The organism is Candidatus Chloroploca asiatica (assembly GCF_002532075.1).
Classification (GTDB): Bacteria; Chloroflexota; Chloroflexia; order Chloroflexales; family Chloroflexaceae; genus Chloroploca; species Chloroploca asiatica.
The window spans coordinates 13,482-31,785 of record NZ_LYXE01000080.1 but is presented as its reverse complement, the minus strand read 5'-3'; the positions used below and the strand labels follow the sequence as shown (position 1 = coordinate 31,785).

Below are 18,304 nucleotides of genomic sequence, written 5' to 3'. Positions count from 1 at the left end.
AGCACAGAGGCGTGCGTCGACGCTGCTACTCCCACTCATACTCACGTATCTGGCCTCCACGCAGGGTAAAGAGCTGATCGGTCAGCCCGTGGTCGCGTTGGGCAGCATCAAGTTGGATCTGATGGGCGATGTTGGTCAGAATCTCGCGGTCAGCATCGCTAAACGCAATCAGAAAGTCGCGATTGGGAATCCCGATCACTATCTGCCCAGGAAAATCGATGCGATGGCGTTCGAGCAGCTTCGGCAAGAGCAGACGGGTTGCATCAAACCCATCAAGCGTATTATAGATCAGAAGTCGCGAAGCCCCCTCACCAGCTATCGTGTAACTGGTCTTTTCTTCGGTGCGCTCGCGCAGATTGTCGATCGCCGTCGTGTGGAGGTCATGTTCCGCTAGTTCCCAGCGTTCCAGATGATCTTCATTGAGATAGGCAATGCTCGCCTGTTCGTCAATCACGTAGGTAATGATCAGATCCGCCAAAAAGGGGCGGTAGACAATCATCGGGAGCTTGCGCTCGCGAACCGCCACGAGCAACTGGATCGGTTTGAGCATCGGGTAGACCCGCTGCCGTAGTTCATCAAAGATAGGATATTCACGCATACTTTCACCACATCGAGGCTGCCACTCTTCAAACCGGTTGCTTTGCGGGCACAACGGCTCGTCAAGCTGGCCGTGTTACCCGCAAAGCAATGCTTCTCCCTCCCCCTTACCTCTTCCACGCTGTGCGTAATGCTTCAACCGGCAGGTCAAGCACGCTCGCCCCCTCGGCTTCGATCCGCAGGTGTGGTTCAACGGTCACCCGCCCAAGACGCACCAGCGGCACCCCGCGCAAGGTGTCTTCAAAAGCTTCACGCTCTTCTACCGGCACTTCGATCAGAAAACGACTCGGACTTTCGCTGTACAAGGTGACGACGACGCCTTCGGGCAGCAAGATCGGATCAAGCGTCAGGTCGAGCCCAAGCTGGCCCGCAATGACCATCTCGGCAGCGGCCACGCCAAGCCCGCCCTCACTCAGGTCGTGGCAGGCGGCGACCAGTCCGCCTTTGATCGCCGCATGCATGGCCTTGAAGGTTGTGCGCGCTGTCTCTAGGTCGACCCGGGGCACTTGGGTGCTACCGGGATACGCATGGGCATCCACGAGGCCGAGGTGACTGCCCCCGAGTTCAGCCTGTGTCGTGCCGACAAGATAGAGCGCATTGCCTGGGTGCTTGAGATCCATCGTGACGCAGTGGCGTACATCGGGTACAAAGGCCAGCGCCGAGACGAGCAGCGTCGGTGGAATGGCGACCCGGTTGCCCTCAGCGTCACGGTACTCGTTGTTGAGCGAGTCTTTGCCCGAGATAAAGGGCGTGCCAAAGGCGACGGCGGCATCATAACAACCTGCGGTGGCGCGCACCAACCCGGCCATACGATCAGGTTGGCGTGGATCGCCCCAGCAGAAATTGTCGAGGATCGCTGTCTGTGCGGGGTCGCCGCCGACGGCAACGACGTTGCGCAGGGCCTCGTCAACCACGGCGAGCGCCATCCAGTAGGGATCAATGTACCCGTAACGTGGATTGATGCCACATCCAAGGGCGAGGCCACGGGTTGTCGTTGGCACGGGTTGCAACACTGCCGCATTGCCGGGGCCATCCATCTGTGCCCCGACCAGTGGCTTGATCACCGTTGCGCCACGCACTTCGTGATCGTAGGTGCGCACGATGGCCTCTTTTGAGGCAATATTGGGGTGTGCGAGCAAGGCCATCAGGAGATCGCCCGCACTTTGGTCGGACGGGGCGGTTGCCGGTAGAGGGGCGGTTTTTCCTTCCCCCGACCAGCGGGCCTCAAGGATGCGTTGGGGCCTTCCATCGTGCAGAAAGTCCATCGTGAGATCAACCACATTGAGCCCACTGTGCGTGACCCGCAGATGTTTGTCGTTGGTGAATTGCCCGATCACCGTTGCCTCGACATCCTCGGCTGCGCAGAGCGCCAGGAATTCATCGAGGTTCGCATGGGGGACGGCAAGCACCATGCGCTCCTGCGCCTCTGAGAGCCAGACTTCCCAGGGTTGCAAACCGGCGTACTTCAGCGGTACTCGTGATAGTTCCACCGTTGCGCCGCACTCGGCGCCCATTTCGCCAACCGCTGAAGAGAGCCCGCCCGCGCCACAGTCGGTAATGGCGCTGTAGAGGCGACGGTCACGGGCCTGCAGCAACACATCAAGCATATTCTTTTCGGTAATTGGGTCGCCGATCTGCACTGCACTCCCGACGGTAGTTGCTGTGTCGTGGGTCAACTCGATACTGCTAAACGTCGCCCCGTGAATGCCATCGCGCCCCGTGCGCCCGCCAAGCACAACCACGGCATCCCCTGGGGCAACCTGGCGGGGATGGTAGCCCCGTGGGGCCAACCCCACGGTGCCGGCATAAACGAGCGGGTTGGCCGTGTAGCCCGGATCAAAGAGCACCGCCCCATTCACCGTCGGAATGCCGAGCTTATTGCCGTAGTCGCGCACGCCAGCAACAACCCCGGTGGCGACACGCTGGGGATGCAACACCCCTGGCTGCAAGCGCTCGGGGGGCGTATCGGGCATCCCAAAGCAGAGCACATCAGTATTCGCGATTGGCTCAGCGGAAACACCGAGCACATCACGGATCACCCCACCGACCCCCGTATTTGCCCCGCCGAAGGGTTCCAGCGCACTCGGATGATTGTGCGTCTCGACCTTGAACGAAACCTCGTGCTCATCGGTAAAGGCGAGAATACCCGCGTTATCAACAAACGCACTCAAGACCCACGGCGCGTTGGTGTGCGCCGCGCGGTCGGCGAGCACCGTGTCGGTTGCCGTCATCAAATAGTGGCGGATCAGACTCGTGATCGTCACCGGCGCACCGGCAAGCTCGTGCCACATCGGATAGAGCGTTGAAGCCCCGGGGGGCGGCGCTGCGATCTCGCCACGAAGATCCTGTTGGTACCTAACTTCAGCCTTGAACGTCTTGTGGCTGCAATGCTCACTCCACGTCTGAGCCAGCGTCTCGAGCTCACCATCACTCGGGTCGCGCCCGAGGTGCGCAAAATAGTCGCGGATGGCGCGCATTTCGGCAAGATCGAGCGCAAGCACGCCCTCGCGGCTAATGCGCAGCAACGTTTCATCATCGGCGGCAAGCAAGGGCACCGCCATCACATGGAGGGCGTGCTCGGTTGGGGCCGCCAGCAGGGTTTCATAGAAGCCCAGGCGCTCATCAAACGCGCCGCCGGGCTGATAGATCAAGGTTGTCTGCACCAGGTCGATGGCGAGCTCGCTGGCTCGTTGCGCGGGATCGCCGCCGGGCGGCAAGAGATAGCGTCGCAGGGCGCGCGCTCGTTCTACCTCTTCGATACCGAGGCGGTGGGCACCAATACGCACACTTTCCCCTTCGTTATCGGTCACCCCCGGACGATAGGCGACCTCAATGATATGAGCCGCAGCCAGTACTGGCTCGGTCGCCAGCGCCACTCGATCGAGCGCACACCAGGTCGCTGTCTGCACCACGGGATCGTGCAACAACTCTTCGGTCAGGCGGGCAACTGATGCAGCGTCCAACGCTTCACCAGCAAGCAAATAGAGCAGATGCAACTGCTCGTGATACGCGGTCGGCTCGCGTGGAACAACTGTGACCAGGAACTGAGCCATAGGTTTTGCCTCCGGCGGGGATCGTCAAGGATGGAGGCGATTGTAGCCGATCAGTTGCAAGCCCGTCAAGCAATGAGGAGCATGCTATAATAGCCAAAATGTTGCCGAAGCAACGCAAAAGGAGACGTCATGCAGCTCTATCTGGATACCGCGAACCTCGATGAGATTCGCGAAGCAGCGAGTTGGGGTATCTTGAGTGGGGTCACGACCAATCCAACCCTGATTGCACGCGAGAAGGGGGCGGATTTCAAGCAGACGATTAGCGAGATCGCCGAACTGGTGAATGGGCCCATCAGTGCCGAAACCATCTCGCTCGATGCCCCGGGTATGCTCAAAGAGGGCCTGGAATATGCAGCCTGGCATCCGAATGTCATCATCAAGGTACCCAGTACCACCGAGGGTCTCAAGGCGGTGTATGAACTGGCGAAACGTGACATCCGTACCAACGTAACCCTCTGTTTCAACGCAGCCCAGGCGCTGATGGCGGCGCGGGCAGGGGCCTTCATTATTAGTCCGTTTGTTGGGCGGGTTGATGATACGGGTGTTGATGGGATGCAACTGATCCGCGAAATTGCGACGATCTATCGCCAGGATCCCGCCATTACGACGCTCATCCTCTCGGCGTCGATTCGCCACCCACGTCATATTATTGATTCGGCGCTTGCCGGGGCCGATATTGCGACATGCCCTTTCAAGGTACTACAACAGGCCATGCGCCATCCACTGACTGATCGCGGGATTGAGCAATTTCTTGCCGATTGGAAATCACGAACCTAAGATGCAAACGATGCAGCCATTGATGTTAGGGCTTGTCGGTGATGGGGCTTCCGGCAAGACGACCCTCGTGCGTGGGGTGGTGCGTCTGCTTGGCAATCAGGGCGTGACGCCGATCTGTCTTGATGACTATTATCGGTATTCGCGTACCGATCGTCGCGCCCGTGGGCTTACCGAAGCTGATCCAGCTGCCAACGATCTCGAATTGATGATGCAGCACCTTGCGACCCTGCGCGCCGGCGGCACGGTTCGCAAGCCCTTCTATGAGCATCGCACCGGCACCCTTCGTGGCCCCGAAGAGGTTGCGGCGACAGGTTTGGTGCTGGCATATGGGATGTTGACGCTGGCGTTGCCTGATCTGCTGCCTCTCTTTGATCTGACGGTCTACCTTGAGCCAGACCAGGCGCTGCGACGAGCGTGGCGGCTGGCGCGAGACGTGCGTGAGCGGGGGTATACGGCTGCCGAAGTGATGGAACAGCGTGAGCGGCGCGAAGGTGACGCGGCGCGCTTTATTCGGGTGCAGCGCGTGCTGGCCGATGTGGTGGTGCGCTTTCACGATCGCCCCAGTGGCTCGAACCCCGATCTTGATGCCGAATTGATCTTGCGCCGTGCCGATCGTGCGACCCCACTCGATCCGTTGCTGGCGCGGCTTCAGCAGGCTAATGTGCCCGGCCTGCACATTACGCAACTCGACCGCGATGACGATGGCAAGCCCGCCGATCTGGTGACCATTGATGCCACGATCAGCCAGTCAGCAGCGACGGCAGCCGCGATGATTCTCGGCGTCGGTATTCCCGATTTTCAACTGGCCGAGTGTGTCAATCTTGGGCAGATCCGAACCGACGATACCGCTCAGCATAGCCGTAGCCTCGCGCTGACCCAGATGTTGATCGTGCGCCGGTTGCTCCAACGCTCGTCAGACGCTACGTAACGAGCAGGGGTGCGCACCGGTGAGACCGCACAGGTCTAGAGCAGACTTGTGCGGTCTCACCGCGTTCGTTTTGCGCTAGTGCGTCTACGGTTTTTCTGGTTCACCTGCGGCAGCCTCAACGAGCCGATAACGAAAATCGCAATGGCTCGCCCCCTGCATAATCGTCTGGGTACGGGTCAACTCAACCCCAGGATTAAAGCCCTCGATCAGAGCATAATCGCGATTGCACGAGAGCACCGCCCCAAGTTCAGGGATACCGAGCGCGTGGTAGAGTTCCGCATAGCGACAGCGCGTCACATTGAAGCCAAAGCGTTGCGCATCGCGCTCGACGACCTCAATGCGCAGCGCATCGTCTTGCGTCCAGGCGTCCAGCGTCTGCTCAAAGGCACCAAGGTCATTGTGGCCCACTTGTGTTGCCAGTTGCGCCCCCTGCTCGCGGGCGATCCGCACAATCGTCGTGCGGGCGACCTCGAGCACCGCCTCACGACCGAACTCAGCCCCCAGCGCGTCTAATAATGGCCCAACGATCCGCGCCTCGATCTCACGACGACGCAGCACCCCAATCGCATTGCCCGTATCGGCAAGCTCGCCCTGGGCCAGGTTCTTTGCCGCTTCCTGCTCGTGCATGGGTGGTACTCCTCAATCACGTGAAAAACACGCACTCTCGATCCAGAAACACGAAATACACGATATATCTGCCCATATTATATACGCGCGCTCATACATCGTTTGCCCGCGCTCATAATTGTGACCGTAGGTGCTCATCGCTGGCCTGGAGTCGACCACTCAAGCTTGCTCCTCACCACCCAGTACGCCATCGGACTCCCCGGTACCTGCGCAAACGATGCTGGATCGGCGCGGTAGACATCGGGGTGCTCAGCGCCGCTGCGCAGCGCATCAATGGCCGCAGCGAGAGCGGCGGCTTTGTCGTCGTGGGTGAGCAGGCCGAGCAAGGTGGTGTCAGTCATAATCGCCCTCGGCGTTTTGTGTGTGGGCAGGCGGTGGCAAGACTGTTCCCGGGCGGTAGAGCGAGGGCTCGAAGAGGGACAGGTAGGGGTCGTAGCGAAAGCGACGGTTGCGTTGCCAGCCGGTAGTCTCGCGCAGCAGGCCGAACTGGACAAAGGCCTCAACCAGTTTGGCCGCCGTAGCATAGCTGCAGCCCAGGCGCTCTTCGACAAGCCGCACCGTCAGCAGGGGCTGCTCGAAGAGTTGGTCAAGCAGGCGTAAGCCCGCAGTGCTCCCCTCCATACGTGCGGCAATCAACTGGCGGTGCTCCTCGCGCATGATCAAGATGGCGCGTGCCGTTGTCGTCGCAGCCTGGCTGACTTCGGTGATGCCGCGTAAGAAGAAGCGGAGCCAGCCCTCCCAGTTCCCGTCGTTGCGAACAGCCATGAGCCGGTCATAATACTCGGCCCGGTGCGCTTTGAGGTAGTAGCTGAGATAGAGCAGTGGCAGTTGGAGCACCTGACGTTCACAGAGCAGCAGCGTGATGAGGAGACGTCCGACTCGTCCGTTGCCGTCGATGAAGGGGTGGATGGTCTCGAATTGAGCATGCACCAGACCACAGTGGATGAGCAGTGGTTGCGTTGTATCGTGCAAGAAACGCTCGAAGTCAGCAAGGACAGTTGGCAGTTGCTCGGCTGGCGGCGGGATAAAGGTTGCCTCGTGAATGCTGCAGCCTGCTGGCCCAATCCAGTTCTGATTGCGGCGAAACTCACCCGGGGTACGCTCACCGCCGCGCACGCCTGTGAGCAGGATGGCGTGAAGCTCGCGAATGAGCCGTAGGCTAAGGGGCAGCGTCGTGAGGCGTTCCAGGCCGTAGTTCATCGCCTGGACGTAATTGACCACCTCGGCGACATCGCTCGGTGTCTCATGGCCCTTCGCGTCAAGCTCAAACTGTAACACATCCTCAAGCGTACTCTGGGTGCCCTCGATCTGCGAGCTAAGCACCGCCTCCTGGCGCACATACATCGCCACAAACAGGTTTGGGTTGGGCAGGATTGAAGCGACGCCATCAAGCCGCCCGAGCGCTCGGTCGGCCTCTGAAAGCAGTCTGGTCAGCTCACTGTCCAGCTGTATCGGTGGCTCAGGCGGTAGCGGACGTGGGATGAAAGCCCGATAGCCGCCAATCTGGGGAAGATACTCTCCTGTACGCATCATTTATTGTATCCGCAGCGTATATATTCGTCGACAATAAGAGAATTGTTCTCTGAGCTATCTTATTTTACTACATGACGATTTCGTAAAACAAGATGTTCGTCAGGGTCGTATATCTCAGCGCATCACACTATGGTCTGCTCATCTGCGCAGCGCATCAATGGCCGCAGCGAGAGCGGCGGCTTTGTCGTCGTGGGCGCGCAGGCGGAGCAAGGTGGTGTCAGTCAGCGGGAGGCCCTCTTTTTTGTGTTCCTTTGCGTTCTTTTGTGGCAACGAACAGATTTTCTGTCCGCGTTCAAACTGACCATGCAACGGTCACGGTGACGACGACAATGGCGAGTGCAAGCACAAACCAGAACAAGGCCCAGACAAGCGCAGGGATATGCGTCATCGCGGCAAGCACCTCGGCGTCGGTACGTTGCTCGCGTTGCGAACGTCGCACCGATAACCGCATCAGGTCAACAAGGCTATTGGCCGAGGTCAGGGGTAGGTGCATCATCAGCAAGAGAAAGAGCCACGAGGCTGGTTGGGGCGGCAGGTACCATCCTGCGGCAACGAGGCTTGCTGCAAGGAGCAAGCCGGCGACAAAACCAAAGAGGTTGCGCACAAAACGCAGACAGAGCAGCGCCAATCCGAGCCCAAGGCCGATCAAGATCGTCTGTTCAGCAAGCTCTGTCGCTGAAAGCAAGATCAACGCCCCACCGAGCAACGCAGGGCCAAGATAGCCGGCACTCACCACCACAAAACGGTTGCCGCCACGAATATGCGCCAACCCCTCGCGATTTGGGTAGACGACAAAACGCTCGAAGCGCCCACCCGTCATGATCGCCGCCATCCCGTGGCTCATCTCGTGGACAAAGGTATCGAGGAGGCGCAACGGATACAAGAGCCAGCCAAAGATCGGCACGCGCCAGAACACCGCCAACAACAGGCTGAGCCCGGCGAGGGCCAGTACCTCGGGCTGGCTCCAGGTTGTCATGATCGCGTCAAGCACCATAAACCTTTGCACCTTTGCGTCAAACGATCTGACGACTAGACCTCACCGCGTTGAGAACCCTCCTTGGTCTTTCGTTACGGCGCGCCTACCCATGGGGGGGCGGTCTCTCACACAAGGTCTGCCAGACCTTGTGTGGTCTGATCGAGCGGATTCATTTCTGAAGGGTTTGAGCTATCAAACTTGAAGCTACTGGACAAAGCTGCGCCTGGTGCGCGCAGCCTCTTTCCTGCTTTCTATCCCCTAAATCTTTTGCTCATGCGTACGGGGCGTGCAATCTGTGGTACGATACACCAAGTGTACCTTACCTAACGTCTGTGGAGAGCCCCATTGTCTGATTATCGCTGTGCGTCGACGTCGGCTATACCGTGGACGGTATGGGCTCAGAGCATTGTGAATGGTGCGGTTGGTGACTATCTCGTTGCCCGCCAAAATGGTCTCGGCATTGATATGGCGCTGTATGCCGAGCATCGTCCTCTCCCTATGACCCGTGAGGCCTTCCTGCAGGCTTATCCTCGCCCTACGCCGAAGGTGTGTCTGCTGGTGCATGGCCTTGGCTGCAATGAAGGCAGTTGGTCGTATCGTGACTCCTCAGGCCTTGAACGCGAAACGTCATATGGAGCTGAGCTTGCCGCTGATCTTGGCTTTACCCCGCTCTTCGTGCGCTACAATACCGGGTTGTCGATCGCTCGCAATGGTCAGTCGCTCGCTGCGTTGCTGACGGCCCTGCTGGAAGTCTATCCTGTGCCGATCGAGGAGCTTGTGCTCATTGGGCATAGCATGGGTGGTCTGGTGATTCGACACGCCTGTTATGTTGGCACTCAGCACCATCATGCCTGGGTACAGCATGTGCGCAAAGCTTTCTATCTCGGCAGCCCCCACGAGGGCGCCCCACTGGCCTGGCTGAGTGATGTCGCCGCGCAAGTGCTCTGTGCGGTGCCCCATCCGATCACCAGACTCATTGGTGATGTCTTCAATGTCCGTAGTCAGGGTATCAAGGAGCTACGTGCTGCCCCAAGGCCTCATGCACATGCTCATTTCGATGCTCCGCCACACCAGACGCTGCCCTGGATTAGCAGTGTGCAGCACTATCTGATCTATGGGACGCTCGCAAGTGACCCCGAGCATCTGGTGTCGCTCTTGCTTGGCGATGGATTGGTAGTGGTGCCCTCTATCCCACCCATGTCGCCCAAGAAGTCGGATCTTTATCCTATTTTGCCGAACCAGCTTGCCTGTTTCCCGCAGACCGATCACCTCCAACTGGCCTGTGACCCGATGGTGTACCAACAGATCTACCAGTGGTGTGCAACTCACGAAAGGAGTGCCTAGATGCAACCGGATACGCTTCATCAACTACGTGGTGCCGTCGAACTTGCTACCGATGCTGTCGACGTGACCGTGACTCGGATTGCCGACGCGCACCAGACGATCGTCCGCCAGGTCTATGCACCCTTTGCCTTGCTTGGCCCGCTCGCTGGACCTGTGCGTGTCGTCGAGCAGATCCAGTCTACCATTACGTGCCAGGTCTACCAGACGATCCTGACCGTCAATCAGGCGCTTACACGTGGTGCGCTTACGGTGTTGGATCAGCCTGCAGATCGCACGCCTTCGGCGTGGCCGGATCGCCGCCGCATTGATTAAGGGCGCAGCGGCGCCGTGCCCGTGCCGTGCCGCCGCGCCGCGCCGCCGCGCCCCCGTACGGGCACGGGCAAGCCGTGCCCCTACCGCCGCCGCGCCGCGATGCCGTGCCCCCGCGATGCCGTGCCCGCGCCGCGCCGCCGTACGGGCACGGCGGCGCCGTGCCCCCCCGCCGTGCCCCCCGCGCCACGCCCCCCGTACGGGCACGGCGGCGCCGTGCCCCTACCGCCGCCGCGCCGCCGCGCCGCGATGCCGTGCCCCCGCGATGCCGTGCCCGCGCCACGCCCCCCGTACGGGCACGGCTTGCCCGTGCCCCTGCCGTGCCCCCCGCGCCACGCCCCCCGTACGGGCACGGCTTGCCCGTGCCCCTGCTGTATATTGACAACCTTCAATATATATGCTATCCTGCACGTAACCCTGACTGTCCTGCCCGAGAAGAGGAGGAGCTACGGTGGCTGAACGTGCTGGTTGTTGTCTTCCCAAGCTTGCCCCACGCCTTGATGCTGCCGAGGCCAGGCGGATCAGCAATGATCTTGCGATCCTGGCCCATCCAATCAGGCTGCAGATCCTTGATCTGCTGGCGCAATACCAGGGCCAGGTCTGTGTCTGCGATCTCGAAGCGGCGCTCCCGGTCAAGCAGCCCACGGTTTCCCATCATCTCAAAATTCTCCGTGAAGCAGGGCTGATTACCGCCGAACGCCAGGGGCTCTGGATCTATTATTCGATCTGCTGTGACGCCGTGCAGACGATGCGCGAGCGTGTTATGGCCCAGTTCGCGTTTCTTGGGTAGGCGCAACGCGGCGCATGCAGATCCCGCAAACCTTCGCGCCTCTGCGCCTTTGCGTCAATAGGGGTCTCCTGCAAGGTAGCGCCTGGCTCGCTTCCTGCGAAGCAATCGGGTTGGCAGGGTTTTTTATCGGTTATATATCGAAGTTTATCAATGTATGAGGAGGAAGAGATGACGCAGTCCGTACAAGATCCGATGGCAGTCAAGGCCGCAGTCCAGGCCCACTATGGCAAGGCGATCCGTGCCGGTTCAAGTTGTTGTGGCGGCGAGACGAGTACGGAGATTTTGCTCCACGGGGCCGAGACACTGGCCTCATTGCCCGAGGGTGTGGTGACGACATCGTTTGGCTGTGGCAATCCGCTGGCGCTGGCAAGCCTGGCCCCCGGTGAGGTCGTGCTTGACCTGGGTTCTGGCGGTGGCCTCGAGGTGTTGCTCGCGGCGCAGCGTGTCGGGCCGACGGGTTTTGCCTATGGTCTGGATATGACCGATGCGATGCTCGAAACGGCGCGGGCCAATGCGTCCAAAGCTGGCGCGACCAATGTAGACTTCCTCAAGGGTGATATTGAGGCGATCCCGTTGCCGGATCACTCGGTTGACGTAATCATCTCGAACTGCGTGATCAATCTTGTTCCCGACAAGAGCCTCGTCTTCCAGGAGGCGTTCCGGGTACTCAAGCCAGGTGGCCGCTTCTCGGTCTCAGATATTGTCTTTGACGGCGATCTCGCCGATCTGCCGGTCAGCGAAGCGCAACTACGCGCCGCGTTGAGTTGGGCCGCCTGTTTCGCCGGTGCCCTGACGCGCAACGAGTATCATACGATGCTGACCGAGGCTGGCTTCGAGCGCGTTGATCTGCTCGTGACCCAGCGTTACACGCTCGACGACCTGCGCGCCCAGGGGTCCGAAATGCTCGTCGGGTTGCCCGACGAGGTTCTGCCGCTGCTTGAGGGCCGCGTGACGAGCATGACGATTACGGCCTGGCGGCCTCTGGCCTGATATTAGACGGGTTGTTTGACGCAAAGGCGCGAAGGCGCAAAGGTTTGGTGGACTGTATGCGCCGCTGCGCGCCGCTGCGCGCCTTTGCGCCTTTGCGTCACTACGGGGCGACCGTGCTCGTGCCCCTACGCTACCCGTACGACCGGCAAATGGATATTGCCCCGCATCGCGAGCACGCGCAAGGCGACGATCAGGCCAAAGCCCGACCAGAAGGCGATGTCGTGCGTTACGGCAAAGTAGTCGAGTACCAGGTAGAGCACAATGCCACTGATTGCCGCCGTTGCGTAGATCTCGCGTTGCAAGATCAGGGGCACGTGCGCCGTGATGACATCGCGCAAAACACCGCCAGCTACGCCGGTCATCGTGCCCATGATAACTACGATGATCGGGGCGTAGTTTGCCGCAAAGGCCAAGGTGGCCCCCGACATCGCAAACAGGGCTAGTCCGAGCGCATCGGCAACCAGGAACATGAACCCGGGGGCTGGTCGCCACCATACATAGAGGATCGTCACGAGAGCCGCCCCGATAATTGTGGTGAGGTACCACGTATCAACGATCCAGAAGATGGGATGGCGGTTGAGCAGGAGATCGCGGATGGTGCCGCCCCCAATCGCGGTCAGGGTTGCCACAATGATCATCCCAAAGATATCGAGTTGACGATCACGCGCCGCCAGCACACCACTTGCCGCAAAGACCGCCACGCCGATCAAGTCCAGGTAGTAGAGCAGCACAGGATCTCCTTATCCCCAAGTACGCTTGCAGAATACCAACCTTCGCACCTTCGCACCTTCGCGCCTTTGCGTCAATACAGCTCAACCTTTGTTGCAAACTCTTGCGCCTACCGCCGGATCAACGGCATCCAGGTAAACGGTTCGTGCGTGTAGGGCACAATGTCGGGTGGTACGGCGAAGCGGATGATCGCCCCTGGGCCGACACTGTGTGTTGCTCCATTGCTGTTCAGTTTGTAGATCGCCCGCGCCTGCGCCGCTCCGGTTTCCCCACTCACTATCCCGCTCGCTCGTACTTCAACGCGGTAGTAACCTTCAGGCGCACTCGGGTCGGTGACAAGGATCAGTTCGACTTCGCCGCCGCCCAGGCTGGCGACGATGCCTAGGTCGCTGCCGTTGATGCTGAGCCATAGTTCGCTGTATGGCTCGAAGTTGGTTCCCTGAACCAGAATCTCGCTACCCGGCGTAACTCCGTTGGCACTCAATGTAAGCATCGGTTGCACCACCGGCTCTGGCGTTGCTGTCGGCGAAGGTGTCGGCGATGGCTCAAGTGTCGCCGTTGGTGAGGAGGTCGCCGTTGGTGATGGCTCGGCAGTCATTGTCGGCGCTGGGGTTCTCGTTGGCGATGGCGTCGCGGTCGGCGCCGATACCCCCGGTGGCTCTTGGTCAAGCCAGAGCCAGACACTTGCGACGCAGCCTTTGTACGCTCCGCCAGGCCCAGGCCCGAGCGGGCACGGATCGGGACCCCCTCCGTACCAGCCCATTGGGTTTGTTTGGCGCCCACCGTAGCGGACTTCAAAGTGGATGTGCGGGAGCCCGCCGGCGGTGCCACTCAGTCCGATGGTTTGCCCCTGTGTGACGGCTACGCCCACCTGCGAGCCCGGTTGGCCGATGTAGACCGCGTTCATATGCCAGATCACCAGTTCGTATTGCCCAGTGACAATCACGAGGCCGCCGTCGCTGGCCCCGCTCGGGAGCCGGTTGTAGAGCAGGCCGCCCGCCGGCGCGATGATCGGTGTGCCAATTGGCATGCCAAAGTCGTCTCCATCGTGTGTGTCGTACGTCGTCGTCGTGCGCCCTAGATAGTCGAGCATCCCTGGGACGTTCGGGCTTTTGTTGTTGTCAACCGATGGGTAGGTGTGGTCGTAGTAGGCCCGCGAGAGTAGTGGTACGTTGAAGGGGCGGATCAAGAAGGGCTCGCGGGTCTGCTGCGGCACAAATTCGTCAACCGTCGGGTCGCCAAAATGTTCGCGATAGAGTGTCAGAAAGCGTTCTTGCAGCGGTGCAATGTTGCTATTCTGCGCCAGCGGGCTCAACAGCAGGGCTAGCCCGAGTTCGGTTGTATGGCTGGCGGGTACCACTAGGTCGGCATCACAGTCGCCAGGATGGACATGCGTGCTCGCATGTGGCCCAAGCGCTGCCCGTGTACGGGCAATTTGCACCGCCAGCCAGCGCTGCCACGCCGCTTCGTCGTGCGCCGGTGCGGCCTGATCAAGCACGGCCATCACCAGCAACAGACGCGTATTGACGCCATGCAACATCGCCGCTCGTTCAAGCGTTTGCAATTGATCCGGTGCCAACTCAAGCCCAAGCTCTTGGGCCGCCCTGGTCAGGGGTTCGCCGTACCAGCCGTTGCTGTAGAGCAACAGGGTATCAGGATAGGCCGATGTTGCACTGGTTGTGGCTGCGCTCGCTGCCGGTGCCGGTGCGGACGTGACATTGACCAGGCTCGTTGCGGGTGGTGCATTGGCCGTAAAGAGGCGTGCGGTCGGTTCGTCCCACGCTGGATCATCAATTGGTATCGTTGGCAGGCACTGGGTCGCCTGGGTTGCGGCAACCCGACTCATTGTTGCACGGTCGCCAGGCAAACGCAACGTGGCGACCAGGCCAACGGTCAGCACCAATCCGATGGTGACTGGCAGAGTGTAAGCGGCTGAAGCGAGACGTTTCATTGTCCTTATCCTGCGTTTTCTTGCTTGAGCACATGTTTCTGGACTTTGCCCATCGCATTCCGTGGCAAGGCGGCGAGAAGCCGGATCTGGCGGGGGCGTTTGTAAGCCGCCAGCCGTTCACGGCAAAAGTGTTCGAGTTCATCTTGAGTCGGCGGATGCGCCGGATCACGTGGCACAACTGCCGCCACCACCTGTTCGCCAAAGGTCGCGTCAGGTAGCCCAAAGACGGCACACTCGGCTACTCCGGGGTGATCGAGCAGCACCTCTTCCACCTCACGCGGATAAATATTATAGCCCCCGCTGATGATCAACTCTTTGGCGCGCCCGGTGATCGTATAGTAGCCATCGTTACTGCAATGACCCAGATCGCCGGTGCTAAACCAGCCATCCTCGGCCAGCACTTCGGCGGTTGCCGTTGGGTTACGCCAATACCCGGCAAAGACGTGCGGGCCGCGTACCTGGATCTCGCCAATTTTGCCCGCCGGCACCGGTTGCCGACTCTGCACCTCAACAATGCGCGCCTCTTGCCCTGGGAAGGGGCCGCCCACGCTTCCCGGACGCCGCTCGCCCGTATACGGGTTCGTCAGGTTCATCCCGGTTTCGGTCATGCCGTAACGCTCAAGGATCGGCTGACCGGCTAGCGCCGCAAAATCGGCAAAGGTCTGCGGGCTGAGCGCCGCCGAGCCTGACACAAAAAGCCGGACATGCTTGCCGGCGTCGCGCAGCGCCTCGCCCGCCCCAACCGTGTTGATCAACCGGGTATAGATCGTCGGTACGCCAAAAAACATCGTACACCGACCGTCGCGCAGCGTCGCCAGGGTCTCTTCAGGCTCAAAACGGGGCCGTAGCACCAGACTTGCCCCGCGCAACAGGGTGCCATGCACGCCAACCCCTAGCCCGTGGATGTGAAAAAGCGGCAGCACGAGCAGCAAGCGATCACGTGCCCCCCAGTTCCAGGCTGTGCAAACAGCCTCGCTATTGGCAACCAGGCAACCGTGGGTCAGCATCGCCCCCTTCGCGCGCCCCGTCGTTCCTGAGGTATAGGCGAGGATCGCCAGATCCTCGGGCCTGGGCAGGTCCTCCGTATCCTCGCCGCTGTGATGAGGCGACGATCCTGGTGCTAGTTCAATGGCAGCAGGTTTCAGTTGAGTCGGGTCGGTCAGCAACTGTGCCCAGGGTTGTTGAGCGAGTTCCCCCAGATGCATTGACCCTTCGGCCTCACACACGACCACCCGTGGCTCGCTATCGCCGAGAATATGATCCAGTTCGACCCGGCGATACTGCGTATTGATGAGCACCACCGTCGCCCCGGCAAGATGGGCGCCCAGATATGCCCCGAGAAAGGCCGGCCCGCCGGTAAGATAGAGTGCGACTCGATCAGCGTGGCGTATCCCGTTGGCACGATAGTGCAACGCCCATTGCCTGGCCGCTGCCAGCAACGCACCATACGTGATCGTCGTGTCTTCCCAGATGACACATGGTCGCTCGGGATCAGTCGCGGCCCATGTGCTTGTCGCCGCCAGAAGAGAAGAGAATTGACTCATCGCTTAACCAGAATCTTGTAAAAGCTTAACAAACCGACAAACATTTGTTAGTATGAGGCGCGTAGGATCATGGTTCATGGAACCACCCCGATAGAGGTATCGGGATCAATACCTACTAGTATGAGGGAGTATAGCATGACCAGGATGTCACGTCGCTCGTTTTTGCGCGGCACCGTTGCGCTCGGTGCCGGAGCTATTCTCTACAAGTTTGCCAATGGATGGTCAATTGCCACGGCTGCCAATGGTGACGAAGCCTATCAGTTGCGCATTGTGCATACGAATGATCATCACGCACGGATCGAGCCGACCCTCAGCGTCACGATTGCCTCGGGGGTTACCCGTGACCTTGGCGGTGTTTCGCGCCGGAAAACGCTGTTTGATCAGATTATTGCCGACAATACGCCTCCTGTCGGTATTCCACGCGATCTGCTCTTCCTCGATGCTGGCGATGTCTTCCAGGGCACGCTCTATTTTAACCAGTATCAAGGCCAGGCCGATCTCGAGTTCTACAATCAGCTTGGCTATGCCGCCATGGCAATTGGGAACCACGAGTTTGACTCGGGCGATCAGGTGCTCGCCGATTTCATTGCCGGGGCAAATTTCCCTATTCTTGCCGCCAATATCACCGCTGGAGCAGCCTCACCCCTCGCGGCGCTCTATGAAGAGGGCAGTGTCACAGGCGGCAAGTGGGGCCCCTGGACGATTATTGATAATACGGCGACTGGTGGCAAGAAGATCGGTATTTTTAGTTTGACGACGAGTGACACCGCAAATATCAGCAGCCCCAGCGCGGCGGTCACCTTCAATGGCAATTACGTTGCCGTGGCGCAGGATCGCATCGACCGTCTACGCACTGACCTTGGGTGTGACATCGTCATTGCGCTTACCCACATCAGCTACCTCGATGACGTTGCGCTGGCTGAGGGCGTGCGTGGGCTGAACCTGATTGTTGGTGGTCACTCGCACTCGTCGCTGCTCAGCGCTGCGCAGAGTACGCAACCCACCGGGGCACCTCGGGTCGATGGCCCGTATCCTACCGTCGTCGAAGATCTCGACGGCAAGAGCGTGATCGTCGTCACCGACTGGGAGCATGGCAAGTGGGTGGGTGATCTGCTCGTCAGCTTTACCGCTACCAACGAAATCCGCGAGGTCGTCTCAGATGCCACCTTGATCCGTCCGGTCTGGGCCGGTGGGATCAGGGATGGACGCGAGTTGATTGCGGGCGAAGGGGCTGAAATCCCAACCAATGCAGCCTTCGAGACCCGTATTGCCGAGTTGGCCGGCCCGCTTGATGAGTTGCGCCGCACGAAGATCGGTGAAACCACGGTGCTGCTTAGCAATGCATCTTCGGTCGTCCGTGAGCGCGAGGCCCCGCTTGGCAATTTGGTTGCCGACGCGCTGCGCGAACTGGCACTGGGCTTTGGCGGCAATCCTCAGAACTTCCCGATTGTGACGATCATCAACGGTGGTGGCTTGCGCTCGACGATCCCGGTTGGTGATATTACGGTAGGAAGCATGCTCGAAGTCTTGCCCTTTGGCAATACGGTAGCCCTGGTTGACCTGACGGGGGCGCAACTCCTGGCGGCCCTCGAAAATGGCGTCAGCGCCCTGGGCGGAACCGCCGGAACGGGACGGTTTGCCCAGGTCGCCGGTCTGCGCTTCAAGTTTGCACGCACCCGTCTGCCAGCTATTCAGGGCAATCCCACGGGGACGCCCCCGGTCGCAGCGCAACGCGGTGAGCGTGTGCTGAGTGTCGAGGTGCTCGAAGGTACCACCTTCCAGCCACTTGATCTTGCGAAGGTCTATCGGGTGGTGACCAACGACTTTATGGTGCGCGGCGGAGATAGCTACTTTGTCTTCACTGCAGGCGGCGATCGCGCTGATCCGACGGTTGGGGGCGGTACCAATCAGGTCGATACCAAACTGCTGATGGTTGATGCCGTGATTGATTATATTCGCGCCCAACCGGGAGGCATTGTCAGCCCGGAGGTCGAAGGTCGCATCACCGAAATTCGGTACGCGTATCTACCTTTCGTGGCCCAGCCGGCTGTCGCTACACCAGCGTTTGTGACCGTCCGCTGAAACATGCGGTACGTTGGCGCCCGCTCATAGGCGGCGCAGAGGGCCTACGGTTTGCTAGCACCTGTTGTTATCCG

General features: G+C 60.1%; 16 protein-coding genes. 7 read left to right on the top strand and 9 right to left on the bottom strand.

What is annotated here, in order from left to right:
• Positions 1-25 precede the first annotated feature (25 nt).
• Both A9Q02_RS09450 and purL read right to left on the bottom strand, forming a co-directional pair.
• Positions 26-598 (bottom strand): DUF1444 family protein, encoded by a 573-nt coding sequence (locus tag A9Q02_RS09450; RefSeq protein WP_097652311.1) that lies wholly within the window; start codon positions 596-598, stop codon positions 26-28.
• Positions 599-704: 106 nt separating this feature from the next.
• The gene (gene purL / locus A9Q02_RS09445) at positions 705-3,650 is read right to left on the bottom strand and encodes a phosphoribosylformylglycinamidine synthase subunit PurL (RefSeq protein WP_097652309.1); all 2,946 of its coding nucleotides are present in this window, start codon (positions 3,648-3,650) and stop codon (positions 705-707) included.
• 129 nt (positions 3,651-3,779) lie between these two features.
• Here purL and fsa point away from each other — a divergent pair, with 129 nt between their 5' ends.
• On the top strand, positions 3,780-4,427 hold the full coding sequence (gene fsa / locus A9Q02_RS09440) for a fructose-6-phosphate aldolase (RefSeq protein WP_097652307.1): 648 nt from the start codon (positions 3,780-3,782) through the stop codon (positions 4,425-4,427).
• 1 nt (position 4,428) lies between these two features.
• Positions 4,429-5,355 (top strand): phosphoribulokinase, encoded by a 927-nt coding sequence (locus tag A9Q02_RS09435; protein WP_245860478.1) that lies wholly within the window; start codon positions 4,429-4,431, stop codon positions 5,353-5,355.
• 84 nt (positions 5,356-5,439) lie between these two features.
• On the opposite strand, the gene A9Q02_RS09430 is transcribed toward A9Q02_RS09435, so the two are convergent.
• The 4 genes from A9Q02_RS09430 to A9Q02_RS09415 all read right to left on the bottom strand — a co-directional run bounded on the left by A9Q02_RS09430 (position 5,440) and on the right by A9Q02_RS09415 (position 8,509).
• Positions 5,440-5,982, bottom strand: coding sequence for an L-2-amino-thiazoline-4-carboxylic acid hydrolase (locus tag A9Q02_RS09430; RefSeq protein WP_097652305.1), 543 nt, complete (start codon positions 5,980-5,982; stop codon positions 5,440-5,442).
• Between the two features lie 134 nt (positions 5,983-6,116).
• Positions 6,117-6,323, bottom strand: coding sequence for a hypothetical protein (locus tag A9Q02_RS09425; protein ID WP_097652303.1), 207 nt, complete (start codon positions 6,321-6,323; stop codon positions 6,117-6,119).
• Positions 6,316-7,515: a Fic family protein gene (locus tag A9Q02_RS09420; RefSeq protein WP_216361488.1), complete on the bottom strand. Its 1,200-nt coding sequence runs from the start codon at positions 7,513-7,515 to the stop codon at positions 6,316-6,318. Before A9Q02_RS09420 ends, A9Q02_RS09425 begins: the two co-directional genes overlap by 8 nt.
• A gap of 292 nt (positions 7,516-7,807) precedes the next feature.
• Positions 7,808-8,509: a M50 family metallopeptidase gene (locus tag A9Q02_RS09415; RefSeq protein ID WP_097652301.1), complete on the bottom strand. Its 702-nt coding sequence runs from the start codon at positions 8,507-8,509 to the stop codon at positions 7,808-7,810.
• A 327-nt stretch (positions 8,510-8,836) separates the two neighbouring features.
• On the opposite strand from A9Q02_RS09415, the gene A9Q02_RS09410 reads away from it, so the two are divergent.
• The 4 genes from A9Q02_RS09410 to arsM all read left to right on the top strand — a co-directional run bounded on the left by A9Q02_RS09410 (position 8,837) and on the right by arsM (position 11,924).
• Positions 8,837-9,835, top strand: coding sequence for an esterase/lipase family protein (locus A9Q02_RS09410; protein WP_097652299.1), 999 nt, complete (start codon positions 8,837-8,839; stop codon positions 9,833-9,835).
• The gene (locus tag A9Q02_RS09405; RefSeq protein ID WP_097652297.1) at positions 9,836-10,147 is read left to right on the top strand and encodes a hypothetical protein; all 312 of its coding nucleotides are present in this window, start codon (positions 9,836-9,838) and stop codon (positions 10,145-10,147) included. It begins immediately after the preceding gene.
• A 448-nt stretch (positions 10,148-10,595) separates the two neighbouring features.
• The gene (locus A9Q02_RS09400; protein WP_245860477.1) at positions 10,596-10,934 is read left to right on the top strand and encodes an ArsR/SmtB family transcription factor; all 339 of its coding nucleotides are present in this window, start codon (positions 10,596-10,598) and stop codon (positions 10,932-10,934) included.
• Between the two features lie 168 nt (positions 10,935-11,102).
• Entirely contained in the window at positions 11,103-11,924 is an 822-nt protein-coding gene (gene arsM, locus A9Q02_RS09395) for an arsenite methyltransferase (RefSeq protein WP_172450834.1), read from the top strand.
• Between the two features lie 125 nt (positions 11,925-12,049).
• Here arsM and A9Q02_RS09390 read toward each other — a convergent pair whose 3' ends face one another.
• The 3 genes from A9Q02_RS09390 to A9Q02_RS09380 form a co-directional block, all read right to left on the bottom strand.
• Positions 12,050-12,655 (bottom strand): trimeric intracellular cation channel family protein, encoded by a 606-nt coding sequence (locus tag A9Q02_RS09390; RefSeq protein ID WP_097652290.1) that lies wholly within the window; start codon positions 12,653-12,655, stop codon positions 12,050-12,052.
• 107 nt (positions 12,656-12,762) lie between these two features.
• Positions 12,763-14,604, bottom strand: coding sequence for a peptidoglycan DD-metalloendopeptidase family protein (locus tag A9Q02_RS09385; protein ID WP_097652288.1), 1,842 nt, complete (start codon positions 14,602-14,604; stop codon positions 12,763-12,765).
• Between the two features lie 5 nt (positions 14,605-14,609).
• Complete coding sequence (locus tag A9Q02_RS09380) at positions 14,610-16,148, bottom strand: acyl-CoA synthetase (RefSeq protein WP_097652286.1); 1,539 nt, start codon at positions 16,146-16,148, stop codon at positions 14,610-14,612.
• Positions 16,149-16,283: 135 nt separating this feature from the next.
• Between A9Q02_RS09380 and A9Q02_RS09375 the strand changes: the two genes are divergently transcribed.
• On the top strand, positions 16,284-18,230 hold the full coding sequence (locus A9Q02_RS09375; RefSeq protein ID WP_216361487.1) for a bifunctional metallophosphatase/5'-nucleotidase: 1,947 nt from the start codon (positions 16,284-16,286) through the stop codon (positions 18,228-18,230).
• The last annotated feature ends 74 nt before the right edge of the window (positions 18,231-18,304 follow it).